A 16,778-nucleotide genomic window follows, 5' to 3' on the forward strand; every position below is an offset into this window, starting at 1 on the left:
AAGGCAATGAGCGCGAACGAGCATCTGATCACCACGGTCGAACAGCTCGAAGCGCTCTATGGACAGCCTTTCGGTCCATCGATCGCCAAGGAACTCGACTATATCGCGCCGATCTATCGCAAATTGATCGAGGCGGCGCCTTTCGTGGCGCTGGCGACCGGCGGTCCCGACGGGCTTGATTGCTCGCCCAAGGGCGACGCGCCCGGCTTCGTGCATGTGCTGGATGAGAAGACGCTGGCGCTGCCGGACCGGCCCGGCAACAACCGCATCGATGGCTTCCGCAATATCCTGAAGGACCCGCGCGTCGCGCTGCTGTTTCTGATTCCCGGCGTCGGCGAGACCTTCCGCGTCAATGGCCGCGCGTCGATCTCGATCGAGCCTGAGCTGATGCAGCGGTTCGCCGTCAACGGCAAGCTGCCGCGCAGCGTGCTGATCGTGCACGTCGATACTTGCTTCTTCCATTGTTCGAAGGCGGTGGTGCGTTCGAAGCTCTGGGATGAGGCGAGCAAGATCGACCGCAAGAGCCTGCCCTCGACCGGCGCCATCATTGCCGAAGTGAGTCAAGGCAAGATGGGCGGCGACGAATACGACCGCGCCGCGCCGGAGCGCATCAAGTCGATGTTGTACTAGTGGCGCTGCGCAGTCTGGTCATGAAGTCTGCTGCCTGCATCGTTGCCTTGATCACTGGAATGTCAGCCGCTGCGGCGCAGTCTGGTCCGGCCTATGTCGGCAAGTGGGGCGTCGAAGGGCCGGATGCCTGCCGCGACGGCGTCGGCACGGACGATCTCAAAGCAACCTTCACGGCCAAGCAGTTCGAGTATTACGCCAGCACCTGCCGCGTGATGTCGTCGCGCCGCCTGTCGCGTTCGGGTGCGACGGCGCACCGGTTCAAGCTGCAATGCGAGGGCGAGGGTGCGAAGGTCGATAAAGAGGTTATTCTCGTCGTGCTCGAGAAGACCGATCCGCGCCCGGAACTGCTGCTGCACATCGATGCGGCCAGTTGGGACACGCTGACCTATCAACGCTGCGGCGATTGAGTGTCGGCCGAGTCGGTCTCGCCTTTCCATCCGCAGGCGTTCAACAAGTCACGCATATGCGGCGGCACCGGCGCGGTGATCGTCACCGGCGGCTTGTTCTTCGAGATCGGCACGACCACTTCGCGCGCATGCAGATGCAGGATCGGTCCGCCGCTGCGGGGAGCGGTGCCGTAGATATTGTCGCCGATGATGGGAAAACCCATCTCGGCGCAGTGGACGCGCAGCTGATGCGTGCGGCCGGTGAGCGGCTCGAGCGCGAGCCAGGTGTAGTGCTTTAACTGCGATGCCTCACCGCTTGCCGCGGCCTGCTCCCTCCCCCCTTGCGGGGGAGGATTGGGGAGGGGGGTAGACGTAATCTCTGTCGTTGCCGCTACCCCCACCCCCGACCCCTCCCCACAAGGGGGAGGGGAGAAGAAGCGCCCCATCACCTTCCACGTGGTCGATGACGGCATGCCTTCCGGGTCGGCCTTCATCCACCAGCCGCGGCTTTCGTCGCGTTTCGAGAGCGGAATGTCGATGCGGCCCTCATCGGCCTCTGGCCCACCCTCGACCACCGCCCAATAGGTCTTGCCGATCTTGCCCTGCTTGAACAGCTTTCCGAGGAGGGCAAGCGCCTTGCGATGGCGGCCGAGCACCAGGCAGCCGGTGGTGTCGCGGTCGAGCCGGTGCGCGAGCGCCGGCGCACGCGGCAGGCCGAAGCGCAGCGCGTCGAAATAGTCCTCGAAGGCTTCCACACCCTTCGGGCCACGATGCACCGGCAGGCCGGGCGGTTTGTCGACGATGAGCATCAGCCCGTCGCGGTAAAGCAGGCGGGCCTGCACCTCTTCCGGAGTCATCTTTGGTCGTCTCGCTTTGCGGCCTTGGTCCCGTCACCCTGAGGTGCGAGCGAAGCGAGCCTCGAAAGGCAACGGCCACTGTTTTCAAAGCTTCGGCCGCTCATCCTTCGAGGCTCGGCCTCCGGCCGAGCACCTCAGGATGACGGGAATAGGTCAGCATCGTTACCGCTTCCTGCTTCAGGCCGAAACGGGTATCACGGGCGCGCATGAACGACGAGACACAGAAGACAAGCTGGTGGAAGCGCCTCAGCAGCGGGCTCAAGCGCACGTCCTCGCAGCTCGGGTCCGCTATTGCCGGCCTGGTCACCAAGCGCAAGCTCGATGCCGACACGCTCGAGGATCTGGAGGCGGAACTGATCCGCGCCGACCTCGGCCCGGCGTTCGCGGAACGCATCGCCGGTATCATCGGCAGCGGCCGCTTCGAGAAGGGTATCTCGCCCGACGAAGTGCGCGACATTCTCGCCGGCGAGATCGAGAAGGTGATGGCGCCGGTCGCCAAGCCGCTCGACATCACCGCGCGACCATTTGTCATCCTCGTCTCCGGCGTCAACGGCTCCGGCAAGACCACGACCATCGGTAAGCTCGCGGCCAAGTTCCGCAGCGAAGGCAAGAAGGTCATGCTGGTCGCGGGCGATACTTTCCGTGCCGCGGCCATCGAGCAACTCGGCATCTGGGCCGAGCGCACCGGCGCTTCCATCAAGAAGAGCACGGCTGGCGCCGATCCGGCGAGCCTCGCCTTCGACGCGATCACCGCGGCGAAGGCGGAAGGAGCCGATGTCGTGCTCGTCGACACCGCCGGCCGCCTGCAGAACCGCGCCGAGCTGATGAGCGAGCTGGAAAAGATCGTGCGCGTGATGCGCAAGGTCGAGCCGACCGCGCCGCACGCGGTGTTGCTCGTGCTCGATGCGACGGTCGGTCAGAACGCGCTGAGCCAGGTGGAGATCTTCGGCAAGACCGCGGGCGTCACCGGCTTGGTGATGACCAAGCTCGACGGCACCGCGCGCGGCGGCATCCTCGTCGCCATCGCCGACCGGTTCAAGCTGCCGGTCCATTTCATCGGTGTCGGCGAGGGCGTCGATGATCTCGCCGCCTTCACCGCGCGCGACTTCGCGCGAGCGGTGGTGGGGCTGGAGTAGTAGGACACAGTGTCATCATCCGCGAAAGCGGATGATCCAGTAGTCTCGGCGGCAATCGAGGCCGAGGCCTTTGTGATTACTGGATGCCCCGCTTTCGCGGGGCATGACAGCCTCAGATGATGGCGCTAGAGACAATTCATGGCCGATAAGCAAAAACTCAATCCCACGCTGAAGCTGGTGCTCGATATCGGGCCCTTGGTGCTGTTCTTTGCCATCAACGCCAAGCTCGGCATCTATGCCGCGACCGGCGTGTTCATGGTGGCGGTGCTGCTCGCCTTGGCCGTGGCCTATGCGCTGACGCGGCGCGTCGAGATCATGCCGGTGGTCACCGCGGTGGTCGTGCTGATCTTCGGCGGGCTGACGCTCGTGTTCCACGACGATCTGTTCATCAAACTCAAGCCGACCATCATCTACGTGCTGTTCGGCGGCGCGTTGGTCGGCGGCATGCTGTTCGGCAAGCCGCTGCTGGGCATGCTGTTCGATTCCGTCTTCAATCTCACCGAAGAAGGCTGGCGCAAACTCACCTGGCGCTGGGCGATCTTCTTCTTCGTGCTGGCGGTGCTCAACGAGGTCGTCTGGCGCACGCAGTCGACGGATTTCTGGGTCAGCTTCAAATTGTTCGGCGTGGTGCCGCTTACTTTCGTCTTCGCCGCCCTGCAGTATCCGCTGCTGGTGAAATACAGCGCGGACAAGAAGGAATAGCGCGGCCGCCCGCGGCAAAAGGAACGGTTGACGATGTCGATGTTCGAGCGTGCCGGAGCGGGTCTGTCGGATTGGCTGGCGAATGCGCCCGACGTCGCCGAGCTCGTCAAGGGATCGGCCGTCAATCTCGCGGTGACGGGATTGTCGCGCGCCGGCAAGACCGTGTTCATCACCAGCCTGGTGCACAATCTCCTGAGCGCGCTGCATCAGCCGCATCGGATGCCGCTGTTGAAAGTCGTCGGCGAAGGCCGCCTTGTCGCCGCCAAGCTGGTGCCGGGAACGATCGCGCTGCCGCGCTTTCCCTATGAGAGCAATATCGAGCGCATGGCGACGAGCCCGGCGGATTGGCCGGCGCGCACGACGGACATCAGCGACATCGAGATCGACATCCGGTTCGTGCCTTCCGGCGCGCTCGGTTTCGTGCTCGGCCGTATCGGCAGCGGCATGGCGACGCTGCGGCTGAGGATCATCGACTATCCGGGCGAATGGTTGCTCGATCTGCCGTTGCTGTCGCAGAGTTACGCCGACTGGTCGCGCGCGACGCTTAAGCTCTGCCGCAACGGTCTGCGTGCCGAGGTGGCGCGCGATTATCTTGCGTTCCTGTCCGATCATCCGCACACCACGCCGGCCAGCGACGACGACGCGCGGCGCGCGCACGAGCTTTATCGGGATTATCTGCGGGCGGCGCGCGACGAGCATGGCTTCAGCTTCTTGCAGCCGGGCCGCTTCCTCGATCCAGGCGCGCTCGCCGGCCGCGATCTCATTTGCTTTGCGCCGCTCGATATCCCGGAGGGCGTCTACCGGCCCGCCGATGGCACGTTCGGCGCGCTGATGGAGCGCCGCTTCGAGGCCTACAAGGCCGAGGTCGTGACGCCGTTTTATCACCGGCACTTCCGCAACTTCTCGCGGCAGGTGGTGTTGGTCGACGTGCTCGGCGCGTTGCTGGCCGGTCGCGAGGTGTTCGACGACACGCAGCACGCGCTCGATGCCATCCTGGAAAGCTTCCGCTACGGCCGGGGCGGCATCATCAGCCGGCTGCTCGGCAATGCGCGCATCGAGAAGGTGCTGTTTGCCGCGACGAAGGCGGATCACGTGCCCGATGTGCAGCGCGATCATCTCGGCTCGCTCCTGCGCAGCATGATCGCGCTGCCGGCGCTGGACGTACGCAGCCAGAATGCGGCGATGGATGTGACGGCGCTTGCCTCCGTCATCTCGACGGAAGAAGACACGCAGGAGATCGACGGCCAACGGGTGCAGGTCGTGGTCGGCAAGCCGGTCGGCAGCGAGACGCGCGCCAAGTTCTTCGTCGGCAACGTGCCGGCCAAGCCGCCGCGGCCGGAACTCTGGGGCAAGCCCTTCCTCAATATTCCGGTGTTCGAGCCGCCGGCGATCGATGTTTCGCCGATCGACGGCATTCCCCATATGAATCTCGATCTCGCGCTCGATTATCTCATTGGGGATCGGCTGTCATGAGCCGCCAGGACGACGAGCAACCGGGCCTGCGGCCGCAGGTCTTCACGGCGGAGAAGTCGCACGCGGCGGATGCGGGCCAGCCGACGGCGCCGCGCGTCATGGTCACCGAGCAGACCGGGCGCATTGCGCCGGCGCGGCCGGCCAAGCAGGCCGTCGCCGCCAAGCCGGCGAAGCGCCGGGGCAGTCTGCTGCGGAAGGTGGCATGGACGGGGTTATCGGCTGCGGTCGCCGCCTGGCTCGGCATCGATCTCTATCTCTGGATCGAGCAGGCCTTCGGTTACAGCAATGGGCTCGGCTGGGCCGCAACGGCGACGGTGGCGACCGGCGTCGCGGCGGCAGGCGCGCTGACCATCCGCGAACTGCGCAGCTATCTCGACCTGAAGCATGTCGAGGATCATCAACGTGTGCTGGGCGCGCCGGCGGAAACGATGCTGGCGTCGGACGTGCAACGTGCCATCCGCGAGGTCATCGCCGAGTTGCCGAAGGATCGCGAAAGCCGCGCTGCGATCGAAGCCTTCCAGCGTCAGGTGCAGCGGCATCATACGCCGACGCAGCAGGTCGAGCTGCTGTCGCAGACCATGATGGCGCCGCTCGACCGCCGCGCCGAGGCGATCGTGCGCCGCGCCTCAACGCGCGCCTTCGGCATCACCGCCATCAGCCCGACCGCGGTCACCGATGCCGTGTTCTTCATCTACACAGCGGTGCGCATGTTGCGCGAGGTCGCGGCCTGCTACGGCCATCGGCCGACGGCTTTCGCCACGGGCCATCTGATCCGGCGGCTGATCGGCGAGGCCGGCAAGCTCGGTGCGATCGACCTGGCGGGCGCGGCGTTGTCGCAGCATCTCGGCGGCGCGGTGCTCGAACGTCTGGCGACGGACGCGGCGGAATCCGCCTATGCCGCGCAGCGCATGGCGCGGCTCGGTCTCGTGACGATGGGGCTGTGCCGGCCGGTGCCGTTCCGGCCCGGCGAGATTCCGGGCATCACGTCGTCGCTGATCGGCAATCTGCTTTCGAAAAGGTCGAACGCGCCGCAGGATGCCGAGCGCTAGCCTGGGCCCGGGATGGATCTCACACGATTCTGGAATGCAATGGCGGCCGGTCTCTGCGGCAGCCTCGCGCATACAGCGCTGATGGCGTTCAAGGCCTCAGCCGGCCTCTTGCCGTCGTTCTCGCCTTATGACGACCTGCAGGCGATGCTCGCGCGCCTGGTTGGCGGTGCCGTGCCGCCGCTCGCCGTTTGGGCGCTGTCCTATTTCAACGGCTCGGTTGTCCTGGGCTTCCTCTTCGGCCGTCTGCATCGTTATCTGCCTGCACGCACCGGCGCGGGTAAAGGCGCGATCTTCGGTCTCGGCGTCTGGATATTGATGGGGCTCGTCTTCTTTCCCGCCATCGGCAAGGGCTTGTTTGCGGCGCAGACGCCGCTCGGTCTCGCGCCGACGTTGTTCTCACTGGCGATGGTGCTGACCTACAGCATCACGCTCGGCGTCACTTACGCGGTGTTCAGCACCCAGCGCGCGGCTCGGTAAACGCCGTTCATTCCCGCTCCGGCGCGACGACGCTCTCACCGCATCTTCGACTTCAGCGTGATCGCCGGGCCGTCGACGACGAATTTGCCGTAACCGTGGTGATGGATGGTCTTGGCGTTCTTCTGCTTGGGATCGCGCCAGGCCTGCACGACTTCCAGGATGAACATGTTGTAGCGGTTGACCATTCGCTTATCGATCACTTTGCATTCGAGATTGGCGAAGCATTCCTCGATCAGCGGCGCCTGTACTTGCGCGGCCGGCCGTGGCGTGAGCTTGAAGGCCTTGAATTTGTCGGTGTCGCGGCCTGAGCAGTTGCCGACCTTCACGACCTTGGCTGCGATCTTGCGCGACGGGATCGCGATCACGCATTCGCCGGTCGCCCGCAGCGCCTCGAACGAATAGTCGCCGCCGCTGCAGATGCAGGCAATGAGGGGTGGCTCGAACTCGACCATCATGTGCCACGACATGGTCATGACATTAGGATGGCCTTTGCGGGCGGTGGTGAGCAGCACCACGGGACCAGGCTCGATGAGAGCATACACCTCCGAGAGGGGCAGCTCTTTCTGAGTCATGGCTTCAGCGCCTTCTCGATCTCCGGCATCAGCACCCGGGCGAGATTGTCGGCGGTGATCGGCCCGACGAGCTTGTAGGCGATGTGGCCGTCGCGTCCGACAAGGAAGGTCTCGGGCACGCCGTAGACACCCCAGTCGATCGAGGTGCGGCCGTTGTCGTCGCGGCCGACGACGGCGAACGGGTTGCCATAGCGGTTGAGGAAACGGCGCGCGTTGTCCGCCGAGTCCTTGTAGTTGATGCCGGCGAGCTGGATGCGCTTGTCCTTGGCGAGCTGGTCGAGAAACGGCACTTCGTCGTGGCACGGCACGCACCACGAGGCCCACACGTTCACCAAAGTGACCTGGCCTTTAAAGGCATCGTTGGTGAGTCCGGATACCGGTTTGCCATCGTGCTCGATGCCGGCAAGCGGCGGTAGTTCAGTTTTCGGCGCGGGATGGCCGATCAACGCGGAGGGAATGCGCGAGGGATCGCCGCTGCCGAGACGGAAAAAGAACAGTCCGGCCAGCGCGAGAAAGACGATAAGCGGCAGCAGCACGAGGATGCCGCGGCGGCTCGGGGACGTCTGTTCGGCTTCGGTGCTCACGACTGGCCCTCGTTCCGTGCGCGGCGCCCGACCCCGCGCTCCTCGAGTTCGCCGAGCACGCGGCGCTGCGCGCTGTAATCGAGAACGACCCAGGCAACCATCGCCGCGATCACGAAGGCGGTCAGCGCATAGGAAGCGATGATGAAGTCGGCATGCGGCCCGAGGCTCATGCGCTTTTTCCTTCGCGCATGACCTCGTCCGAAAACCGGTTCCCCCTTTTCGGGATCATGCGCCGGCCTCCGCGAAGCGCTGCGCTTCCATGAGCTGCATGGTGCGCACGCGTCGCCGTAGGATCTCGTTGCGCATGACGGCAAGATGCAGCGTGAAGAACAAACAAGTAAACGCGGCCGCCATGATCAGCAGCGGCGTCAGGATCGACGGATCGATGGCCGAGCCGCCGATGCGCAGGATCGAAGCCGGCTGGTGCAGCGTGTTCCACCAGTCGACGGAGAACTTGATGATGGGCAGGTTGACCGCCCCGACCAGCGACAGGATCGCTGCGGCGCGCGCGCCGCGGCCGGGATCTTCGGCCGTCCAATAGAGCGCAAGTACGCCGAGATAGAGCAGCAGCAGCACCAGCATCGAGGTGAGGCGCGCGTCCCACACCCAATAGGTTCCCCAGGTCGGCCGGCCCCACAGCGAGCCGGTAACGAGGCAGATGAAGGTGAACGCGGCGCCGATCGGGGCGGCGGCCTTGCCGGCGACGTCGGCGAGCGGATGACGCCAGACCAAAGTGCCGAGCGCAGCGACGCTCATCAGGCCCCAGCCCATCATGCCAAGCCACGCCGCCGGAACATGCAGGAACATGATCTTCACGGTGGCGCCCTGCTGATAGTCGTCAGGCGCACCGATCGCGCGGTAGAGGCCAATGGCGAACAGGATCGCGGTCGCCGCCGCGAGCCAGGGCAGGACGGCGTTCACGAGCCGCAGGAAACGCGTCGGATTGGCGAAGTCGATCAGGGCCATGGCGGCTATCTAGTCGTGTGCGGGATCGCGGGCAATGCGGCCATGTCTTACTCCAGCCCGTGTCGGAGCGCCGCCGCTGCCGCGACCGGACCGAGCACGAGACTGCCGAGCGATAGCGCGCAAAGAATGGTGAAAGGCGGGCCGAACGGGGCCGGGCCGACGATGGCGGCATTGGCCGCCGCTACGCCGAAGATCAGGACGGGGATGGTCAGCGGCAGCACCAGCACCGCCAGCAACAGGCCGCCGCGGCGAAGCGCGACCGAGAGGGCGGCGCCGATCAGCCCGATGAAGGTGAGCGCCGGCGTGCCGGCGAGCAAAGTGAGCGCGACGACGCCCATGGCTTTCAGCTCGACATTCAGCATGAGGCCCAGCACCGGCGCGATGATCACCAGCGGCAGCCCGGTGGTCAGCCAGTGAGCGATGGCTTTGGCGAGAACGGCGAGTTCGAGCGGCATGGCGCCCATCATTAGAAGGTCGAGCGAGCCGTCCTCATGATCCACCGCAAAAAGCCGGTCGAGCGCCAGCAGGCTGGCGAGCAGCGCGCCGAGCCAGAGGATGGCCGGGCCGATGCGGGCGAGCAGATTGAGGTCGGGGCCGACGGCGAACGGCATCATCACCACGACGATGAGGAAGAACAGCGCGCCCATCAGCGCGCCACCGCCGACGCGGATCGACAGGCGCATGTCGCGCAGGAGCAGGGCCAAAAGCGCGTTCACGCGCGTCTCCGGGTCAAAAATGTGGTCATGGCTGATTGCCCCACGCACGACGCGCGCCCTCTCCCCTAGTGGGGGAGGGTTGGGGAGGGGGGTAGCCGTGGACGAACTGTGCTCGGCCCGAAGGACCCCCACCCCTGACCCCTCCCCGCAAGGGGGAGGGGACCATGCTGCGGCAGGTGGCTGCTTCGTCGAGGATCATATCGCCGGCCCCAATCGCATCTCGCGCGGATCTCGGAGGCCGATGGGCCCGTGGGTCGCTGCGACAATGAGTCCACCGCCGGCGAGATGGTCCTGCATCAGCTCGGCCAGCCGTGTTTGCGACGCGGTGTCGAGCGCCGAGGTCGGCTCGTCCAGCAGCCAGATCGGCCGCTTCGCCGCCAGCAGCCGGGCGATGGACAAACGGCGCCGCTGGCCGGCGGAGAGGTAGGCCGCTGGCAGACCCGCCAGGGGAGCCAGGCCGACGGCTTCGAGCGCCGGTCCGACGCCGCCGTGCCCGCCGCCGAGGAAAGTGGTCCAGAACGACAGATTTTCCGCCACCGACAGCGACGGCTTCAGTGCGTCATGATGCCCGAGGTAATGCGTCTGCTCGGCGATACTCGCGTCGTCCGCGCCGCCGTCGAGGCTCAGGCGCCCGTCCGCGATTCGGACGAGGCCGGCGATCATGCGCAGCAAAGACGACTTGCCGGCACCGTTGCGGCCGGTCACCAGCAGGGCCTCGCCGCCGCCGAGCGCGAAGCTCAAGCCTGTGAATACCGTGCGGCCGCCGCGGCTGCAGGCCAGGTTCTCGGCGCGAAGCTGCATCAGGTCGGCCGCGCCGTAAGCGCCGTACGCAGATCAGCATTGTGCGGAAGCCGCAAATTTCTGCGCATCTTTGAGAACCGTTCCAGTAAATATGGCGCCCGGCGCGAAAAGACCTTATAAGCCCGCACCTGCGCCGTCACGAAATCGGACTTCGATCGCAAGTCTTGGCCGGTTGGAATTTTTTCCATCCTTCCTCGCACTTGGACGAAGCGCCAGCGCCGCCGATCCCGCCCGGGAATGGAACAGCCCATGACCTCTCTCGATAGCTTCAAATGCTGCAAGACCCTGAAGGTCGGCGGCAAGTCTTATGTCTATTACAGCCTGCCCGTCGCCGAGAAGAACGGCCTCAAAGGCATCTCGCGCCTGCCCTTCTCGATGAAGGTGCTCCTGGAGAACCTGCTGCGCAACGAAGACGGGCGCACGGTCACCAAGGACGACATCAAGGCGGTGGCCGAATGGCTCAAGGCCAAAACCTCCGAGCGTGAAATCGCCTTCCGCCCGGCCCGCGTGCTGATGCAGGACTTCACCGGCGTGCCCGCGGTGGTCGACCTCGCCGCCATGCGCGACGCGATGAAGAACCTCGGCGGCGATCCCAAGAAGATCAACCCGCTGATCCCGGTCGACCTCGTCATCGATCACTCGGTGGTGGTCAACTATTTCGGCAACAACAAAGCGTTCAAGCAGAACGTCGACGAAGAGTACCGCCAGAACCAGGAGCGCTACGAGTTCCTGAAGTGGGCGCAGCGCTCGTTCGACAATTTCAGCGTCGTGCCGCCCGGCACCGGCATCTGCCACCAGGTGAACCTCGAATATCTCTCCCGCGTCGTCTGGACGAAGAAGGAGAAGATGAAGCTGAACGGCAAGTCGGTGGCGATGGAAGTCGCCTATCCCGACACGCTGGTCGGTACCGATTCGCACACCACGATGGTCAACGGCCTGTCCGTGCTCGGCTGGGGCGTTGGCGGCATCGAGGCGGAAGCCGCCATGCTCGGCCAGCCGCTGTCGATGGTGCTGCCTGAGGTTATCGGCTTCAAGCTCACCGGCAAGCTCAAGGAAGGCCTAACCGCGACCGACCTCGTGCTCACCGTCACGCAGATGCTGCGCGCGCGTGGCGTCGTGGGCAAGTTCGTCGAGTTCTTTGGCCCGGGTCTGCAGCATCTGTCGATCGCCGACCGCGCCACGCTCGCCAACATGGCGCCGGAATACGGCGCGACCTGCGGCTTCTCGCCGGTCGACGACGACACCATCGCCTACCTGAAGAACACCAACCGTTCGGCCGAAGTCGTCAAGCTCGTGGCCGCCTACGCCAAGGCGCAGGGCATGTACCGCGTCAAGACGACGCCCGATCCGGTGTTCACCGACGTGCTCAAGCTCGACCTCGGCTCGGTGCTGCCGTCGCTCTCCGGCCCGAAGCGTCCGCAGGATCGCGTGCCCCTCAAGGACGTGAAGGCCGGCTTCACGACGTCGATGGAGAAGGAGTTCAACAAGGCCTCCGAACTCACCAAGCGCGTGCCGGTCGAAGGCAAGAACTACGACCTCGGCAATGGCGACGTGGTGATCGCGGCCATCACCTCCTGCACCAACACCTCCAATCCGAGCGTGATGATCGGCGCCGGCCTGCTCGCGCGCAAGGCGGTGGCCAAGGGCCTGACCGCCAAGCCGTGGGTGAAGACCTCGGTCGCGCCCGGCTCGCAGGTCGTCGGCGAGTACCTCGAGAAGTCCGGCCTGCAGAAGGACCTCGACAAGCTCGGCTTCAACCTGGTCGGCTACGGCTGCACCACCTGCATCGGCAACTCCGGCCCGCTGCCGCCGGAAAACTCGAAGGCCGTCAACGAAGGCGATCTCGTTGCCGCCGCGGTGCTCTCGGGCAACCGTAACTTCGAAGGCCGCGTCAATCCCGACGTGCGCGCGAACTACCTCGCGTCGCCGCCGCTGGTCGTGTCCTACGCCATCGCCGGTTCGATGTATGTCGACATGACGAAGGAACCGATCGGCGTCGACCAGAAGGGCAAGAACGTCTTCCTCAAGGACATCTGGCCGTCCAACAAGGAAATCGACGCCTTCATCGCCAAGAACGTCACCAAGAAGATCTTCGCCAGCAAGTACGCCAACGTCTTCAAGGGCGACACCAACTGGCGAAAGATCTCGGTCAAGGGCGGCATGACCTACGCGTGGGACAAGAAGTCGACCTACGTGCAGAACCCGCCTTACTTCGTCGGCATGAAGAAACAGCCGGCCCCGCTCGAGGATATCGTCGAGGCCCGCGTCCTGGCGCTGCTGCTCGACTCGATCACCACCGACCACATCTCGCCGGCCGGTTCGATCAAGATCGACTCGCCCGCCGGCAAGTATCTGGTCGAGCACAAGGTGAAGCCGGTCGACTTCAACCAGTACGGCACGCGCCGCGGCAACCATGAAGTCATGATGCGCGGCACCTTGGCCAACATCCGTCTGAAGAACCAGATGGTGCCGGGCGTCGAGGGCGGCGTCACGATCCACTACCCGTCCAAGGAACGCATGCCGATCTATGACGCGGCGATGCGCTACAAGGCCGAGAAGGTTCCGCTGGTGCTGTTCGCCGGCAAGGAATACGGCTCGGGTTCCTCGCGCGACTGGGCGGCCAAGGGTTCGGTGCTGCTCGGCCTGCGCGCCGTGGTCGCCGAGTCCTTCGAGCGCATCCATCGCTCGAACCTCGTCGGCATGGGCGTGATGCCGCTGGTATTCGAAGAAGGCACGTCCTGGAAGTCGCTCGGCTTGAAGGGCGACGAGCAGGTCACCATCCGCGGTCTGCATGGTGAGCTCAAGCCGCGCCAGCGGCTGATCGCCGAGATCGTGATGGGCGACGGCACGCTCAAGCGTGTTCCGCTGATCTGCCGGATCGATACGCTGGACGAGCTTGATTACTTCAAGAACGGCGGCATTCTGCAGTACGTGCTCCGTCAATTGGCCGGCTAACCGCCAATTGTTGGGCCTCCCACATTCTGGACGCCACTCACTGCGAAGTGAGTGGCGTGTGTACGGCGAGGTACCTTATATGGTGCCTTGTGGGCACGGGGGATCGTGGGATCGGCATGAATAATCGCCACACGGCCTTTGCGGTCGCATTACTGTGCGCCGTTAACATTCCGGCTTATGCCGGCGAGCCGCGCGCTGTCATCGAACTCTTCACCAGTCAGGGCTGCTCGTCCTGTCCGCCTGCGGACAAGCTGCTGGGCGAGTTCGCGCATGACCCGTCCGTGGTCGCGCTGACATTGCCCGTCGATTACTGGGACTATCTCGGCTGGAAGGACACGCTCGCGCTGCATGGCCACTCGAAGCGGCAGCGCGCCTATGCCGAAGCCCGCGGTGACCGCGAGGTCTATACGCCGCAGGTCGTCGTTAACGGCATGATCCACGTGCTGGGCAGCGATAAGCCCGCGATCGAAAAAGCGATCAACGAAACGCGCACGATGGACGCGCCGCTGACGGTCCCGGTGACGATGACGGTGGCCGACGGCAAGGTCACGGTTCATGTGCCTTCTGCGAACGGTCAACGCAGCGGGGAAGTGTGGCTGTGCCCCTATGCGAGCAAGGCCGAGGTGACGATCGGCCGTGGCGAGAACAGCGGCCGCACCTTCACCTACTACAATGTCGTGCGTCGCTGGGTGAAGCTCGGTGACTGGAAGGGTGGCGCCGAAAGCTTCACGGTGCCGGTCGCCGACGTGACCAAAGGCGATGCGAATGTCGATCACGCCGCCGTGCTGGTCCAGAGCGGCGCGGCCGCCAAGCCGGGTGCGATGCTCGGCGTCGCCACGGCGAACCTGAAGTAGTTCTTCTCCGCAAGCAGCATCGAAGCCGTCATCCTGAGGCGTGCGCTATCAAGCGCGCCTCGAAGGATGCACGGCTTTTTGAGTTTGTGTGTTCGCGGGGGGAGCTGAAAAAAATTAGGGCCGGTCATGCCGGCCCGAGTCTTGGGGATTGAACCGTACGCTGAACTCAACTGGCCCGGTCGGCCGAACCCCGGGGGGCTGGGGGGCTGAGGAATCCGGCGCTCGTACCGGACCGGGCCATGAGGCAACGATGCTGTTATCCCAATGCAGCGTGTCCGGCGGTTGACCGGAATGAGGCGTTATTGTGGGGCGCTTTAACGACTTCGTGATCGTTTACGCGCGGCAATTCGCTCTCCGCAGCGCCGATATGAACGGTAAACGAGGCTCTTGCCGTCGGCCGTTGGCGGGGCGATCATGACACTTCGATTACGAGGAGGCGCCGCATGGCGATCGGGACCGGCGATACTGAACCCAGCCAGTTTTCGGGGGGCGGACCAGCGGTGCGTTCCCCCCTGAACCAGGTCACCTTCAATCGCCGCGAACTCAACCGCATCCTGGATCTCTACGGCCGTATGGTCGCCGCCGGCGAATGGCGCGATTACGCGATCGACTTCCTCAAGGACAAAGCGGTGTTTTCGGTTTTCCGCCGTTCATCCGAAGTGCCGCTATACCGCATCGAGAAAGACCCCAAGCTGGCGCAACGTCAGGGCGCTTACAGCGTCATTTCCGCCAGCGGTCATATTCTGCGCCGTGGCCATGAACTCGATCGCGTGCTGCGCGTGATCGACAAGTCGTCGCTGTCGCTGGTGGCGGGGTAGCTCTTACCGCCGTTCGCCTCTCTCCAACTGATCCTGAGGAGCGCACGAAGTGCGCGTCTCGAAGGATGGCCGGCCCGACGCTTCGAGACGGTCGCTGCGCGGCCTCCGCGGCATGAGGCCGAACGAGGCCTTGCCTATTCCGGCCCGGTCCGCGCGCCCGGCCCCAGCGGTAACTGCATCAGCGGCGTGTCGAGCCACTTGCCGAACTTCCAGCCGACGTTGCGCAGATTACCGGCCGGCTCGAAACCGCACGATTTGTGCACGCCGATCGATGCCGCCTGATCGCTATCGCCGATGACGGCGATCATCTGCCGGAAGCCCATGGCGGTGCAAACCTCGATCAGCTTCAGCAGCAGCGCCTTGCCGATGCCGCGCCGGTGCATGTCCGGCGCGATGTAGATCGAATCTTCGACCGTGAAGCGATAGGCCGGCCGCGGCCGAAAGAGCGCGGCATAGGCATAGCCGCCGATCCGACCGTCTACCTCCGCGACGAAATACGGGAATTGGCCATCGAGCAGCGCCTGCATGCGCTTGGTCATTTCCGCCTCGGTCGGCGGTTCCAGCTCGAACGTGGCCGTGCCGTGCCGGACCGCGTGGGCGTAGATGGCGGTGATGGCGGGGATATCGGCGAGGGTTGCGGGGCGGATGGTGAGGTCGGACATTTGGGGGCGTCATGCGCGGGCTTTGACCCGCGCATCCATGATGAAGCGCCGTAAAAAGGAGCCTTACGGCCTCTCGGTGTTGAACGTCATCATGGATTGCCGGGTCAAGCCCGGCAATGACGAGCGTCGCTAAACAAAACGCCCGGGCTTTTGGCCCGGGCGTTGAAACATTCGTTCTGCGTTGCTGGCTTGGCGGCGGTTGCCCAACGGCGCGTTAGCGCCGGTCGCCCATGAAGCGCAGCAGGAACAGGAACAGGTTGATGAAGTCGAGATAGAGTGTCAGCGCGCCCATCACGGCCTTGCGGCCGGCGACCGTGCCGTCGTCGTTCACGCTGTACATCTCCTTGATCTTCTGGGTGTCCCACGCGGTCAGGCCGGCGAAGATCAGAACGCCGATGGCCGAAATCGCGAAGTCGAGCCCAGTGCTCTTCAGGAAGATGTTGACCACCATGGCCAGGATCAGACCGAACAGGCCCATGATCAGGAACGAGCCGATCGGCGACAGGTCACGCTGCGTCGTGTAGCCATACAGGCTCAGCGCGCCGAACGAGGCGGCCGAGATGAAGAACGTCCGGGTGATCGAAGCGCCCGTATAGGCGAGGAACACCGAGGACAGCATCAGGCCGAGCAGCGCGGCGTAACCCATGAACAGCATGAGCGCCGTCGACGGCTGCAAGCGGTCGATGCGGAAGCTCATGAAGAACACGATGCCGAGCGTCGCCAGGAACAGGACGATCGTCAGCGGGCCGCTGAAGATGGTCTGTCCGAACGACGTCAGGCCGGTGATACGGCCAGTGGCGTCGGTGACGACGGCAGCGTTGTAGGTGAACCAGGCGACGACGCCGGTGAGCGCGACGCCGGCCGCCATATAGTTGTAGACGCGAAGCATGTAGGCGCGCAGGCCCACATCGATCGCGGCGCGCGTGGCGCCGAAGCCACGGGCAGCTACGTTACGGTCGAAGTCCGACATCGAAGTTTTCCTCTCTCCAATCCGGCTCCGCCGAGCCGGCTACACGTCAGGCGCGCCGGCATCTGCCCTCGCGCTCGTGTTCCATAAATTTAGTTGGCTCTCAGCATTTGCGCCAGATGTGGCCCGTTTGTGACCCCCATTCTTGCCAAAGCTTAATGAGCCTATCGACA

19 protein-coding genes are annotated in these 16,778 nt (G+C 64.7%); 10 read left to right on the plus strand and 9 right to left on the minus strand.

All coding sequences use genetic code 11. The annotated features are described in order from the left end of the window. Positions 1-6: 6 nt before the first annotated feature. Positions 7-630, plus strand: a complete 624-nt coding sequence (locus tag DW352_RS19895; RefSeq protein ID WP_162827075.1) for a pyridoxamine 5'-phosphate oxidase family protein — start codon at positions 7-9, stop codon at positions 628-630. Positions 631-650: 20 nt separating this feature from the next. Then, on the plus strand, positions 651-1,037 hold the full coding sequence (locus DW352_RS19900) for a hypothetical protein (protein ID WP_162827076.1): 387 nt from the start codon (positions 651-653) through the stop codon (positions 1,035-1,037). Here the strand turns inward: DW352_RS19900 and DW352_RS19905 are convergent. Next, entirely contained in the window at positions 1,019-1,873 is an 855-nt protein-coding gene (locus DW352_RS19905; protein WP_115692964.1) for an RluA family pseudouridine synthase, read from the minus strand. The two genes, DW352_RS19900 and DW352_RS19905, sit on opposite strands and share 19 nt — an antisense overlap. Before the next feature lie 206 nt (positions 1,874-2,079). Between DW352_RS19905 and ftsY the strand changes: the two genes are divergently transcribed. From ftsY to DW352_RS19930, 5 genes are all read left to right on the plus strand, one after another. Further along, positions 2,080-3,009, plus strand: a complete 930-nt coding sequence (gene ftsY / locus DW352_RS19910) for a signal recognition particle-docking protein FtsY (protein WP_115692965.1) — start codon at positions 2,080-2,082, stop codon at positions 3,007-3,009. Between the two features lie 138 nt (positions 3,010-3,147). Then, on the plus strand, positions 3,148-3,711 hold the full coding sequence (locus DW352_RS19915) for a septation protein A (RefSeq protein ID WP_115692966.1): 564 nt from the start codon (positions 3,148-3,150) through the stop codon (positions 3,709-3,711). Between the two features lie 33 nt (positions 3,712-3,744). Continuing rightward, a complete protein-coding gene (locus tag DW352_RS19920; RefSeq protein ID WP_162827077.1) occupies positions 3,745-5,184 on the plus strand; it encodes a YcjX family GTP-binding protein in 1,440 nt (479 codons plus the stop codon). Then, a complete protein-coding gene (locus DW352_RS19925; RefSeq protein WP_115692968.1) occupies positions 5,181-6,233 on the plus strand; it encodes a TIGR01620 family protein in 1,053 nt (350 codons plus the stop codon). The genes DW352_RS19920 and DW352_RS19925 overlap by 4 nt, the downstream gene beginning before the upstream one ends. A gap of 12 nt (positions 6,234-6,245) precedes the next feature. After that, a complete protein-coding gene (locus tag DW352_RS19930; RefSeq protein WP_245434195.1) occupies positions 6,246-6,710 on the plus strand; it encodes a DUF1440 domain-containing protein in 465 nt (154 codons plus the stop codon). A gap of 35 nt (positions 6,711-6,745) precedes the next feature. Here the strand turns inward: DW352_RS19930 and DW352_RS19935 are convergent, their stop codons facing one another. The 6 genes from DW352_RS19935 to ccmA form a co-directional block, all read right to left on the minus strand. After that, complete coding sequence (locus DW352_RS19935; RefSeq protein ID WP_115692970.1) at positions 6,746-7,282, minus strand: flavin reductase family protein; 537 nt, start codon at positions 7,280-7,282, stop codon at positions 6,746-6,748. Beyond that, on the minus strand, positions 7,279-7,866 hold the full coding sequence (locus DW352_RS19940; protein ID WP_115692971.1) for a DsbE family thiol:disulfide interchange protein: 588 nt from the start codon (positions 7,864-7,866) through the stop codon (positions 7,279-7,281). Before DW352_RS19940 ends, DW352_RS19935 begins: the two co-directional genes overlap by 4 nt. Then, complete coding sequence (gene ccmD, locus DW352_RS19945) at positions 7,863-8,036, minus strand: heme exporter protein CcmD (RefSeq protein ID WP_115692972.1); 174 nt, start codon at positions 8,034-8,036, stop codon at positions 7,863-7,865. The genes DW352_RS19940 and ccmD overlap by 4 nt, the downstream gene beginning before the upstream one ends. Before the next feature lie 55 nt (positions 8,037-8,091). Further along, on the minus strand, positions 8,092-8,832 hold the full coding sequence (locus DW352_RS19950; RefSeq protein ID WP_115692973.1) for a heme ABC transporter permease: 741 nt from the start codon (positions 8,830-8,832) through the stop codon (positions 8,092-8,094). Between the two features lie 47 nt (positions 8,833-8,879). Next, positions 8,880-9,548: a heme exporter protein CcmB gene (gene ccmB, locus DW352_RS19955; protein WP_115692974.1), complete on the minus strand. Its 669-nt coding sequence runs from the start codon at positions 9,546-9,548 to the stop codon at positions 8,880-8,882. Positions 9,549-9,743: 195 nt separating this feature from the next. Next, positions 9,744-10,349, minus strand: a complete 606-nt coding sequence (gene ccmA / locus DW352_RS19960) for a heme ABC exporter ATP-binding protein CcmA (RefSeq protein WP_115692975.1) — start codon at positions 10,347-10,349, stop codon at positions 9,744-9,746. Between the two features lie 249 nt (positions 10,350-10,598). Between ccmA and acnA the strand changes: the two genes are divergently transcribed. From acnA to DW352_RS19975, 3 genes are all read left to right on the plus strand, one after another. Further along, positions 10,599-13,304 (plus strand): aconitate hydratase AcnA, encoded by a 2,706-nt coding sequence (gene acnA / locus DW352_RS19965; protein ID WP_115692976.1) that lies wholly within the window; start codon positions 10,599-10,601, stop codon positions 13,302-13,304. Between the two features lie 116 nt (positions 13,305-13,420). Continuing rightward, positions 13,421-14,158 carry a DUF1223 domain-containing protein gene (locus DW352_RS19970; protein WP_115692977.1) on the plus strand — a complete coding sequence of 246 codons (738 nt, stop codon included), beginning with the start codon at positions 13,421-13,423 and terminating at the stop codon, positions 14,156-14,158. A gap of 443 nt (positions 14,159-14,601) precedes the next feature. After that, entirely contained in the window at positions 14,602-14,976 is a 375-nt protein-coding gene (locus DW352_RS19975; protein WP_115692978.1) for a DUF2794 domain-containing protein, read from the plus strand. Between the two features lie 134 nt (positions 14,977-15,110). On the opposite strand, the gene DW352_RS19980 is transcribed toward DW352_RS19975, so the two are convergent. Further along, positions 15,111-15,638, minus strand: coding sequence for a GNAT family N-acetyltransferase (locus DW352_RS19980; RefSeq protein ID WP_115692979.1), 528 nt, complete (start codon positions 15,636-15,638; stop codon positions 15,111-15,113). Between the two features lie 214 nt (positions 15,639-15,852). Further along, complete coding sequence (locus DW352_RS19985) at positions 15,853-16,608, minus strand: Bax inhibitor-1/YccA family protein (RefSeq protein WP_115692980.1); 756 nt, start codon at positions 16,606-16,608, stop codon at positions 15,853-15,855. Positions 16,609-16,778 lie beyond the last annotated feature (170 nt).

This window comes from Pseudolabrys taiwanensis (genome assembly GCF_003367395.1).
GTDB lineage: Bacteria > Pseudomonadota > Alphaproteobacteria > Rhizobiales > Xanthobacteraceae > Pseudolabrys > Pseudolabrys taiwanensis.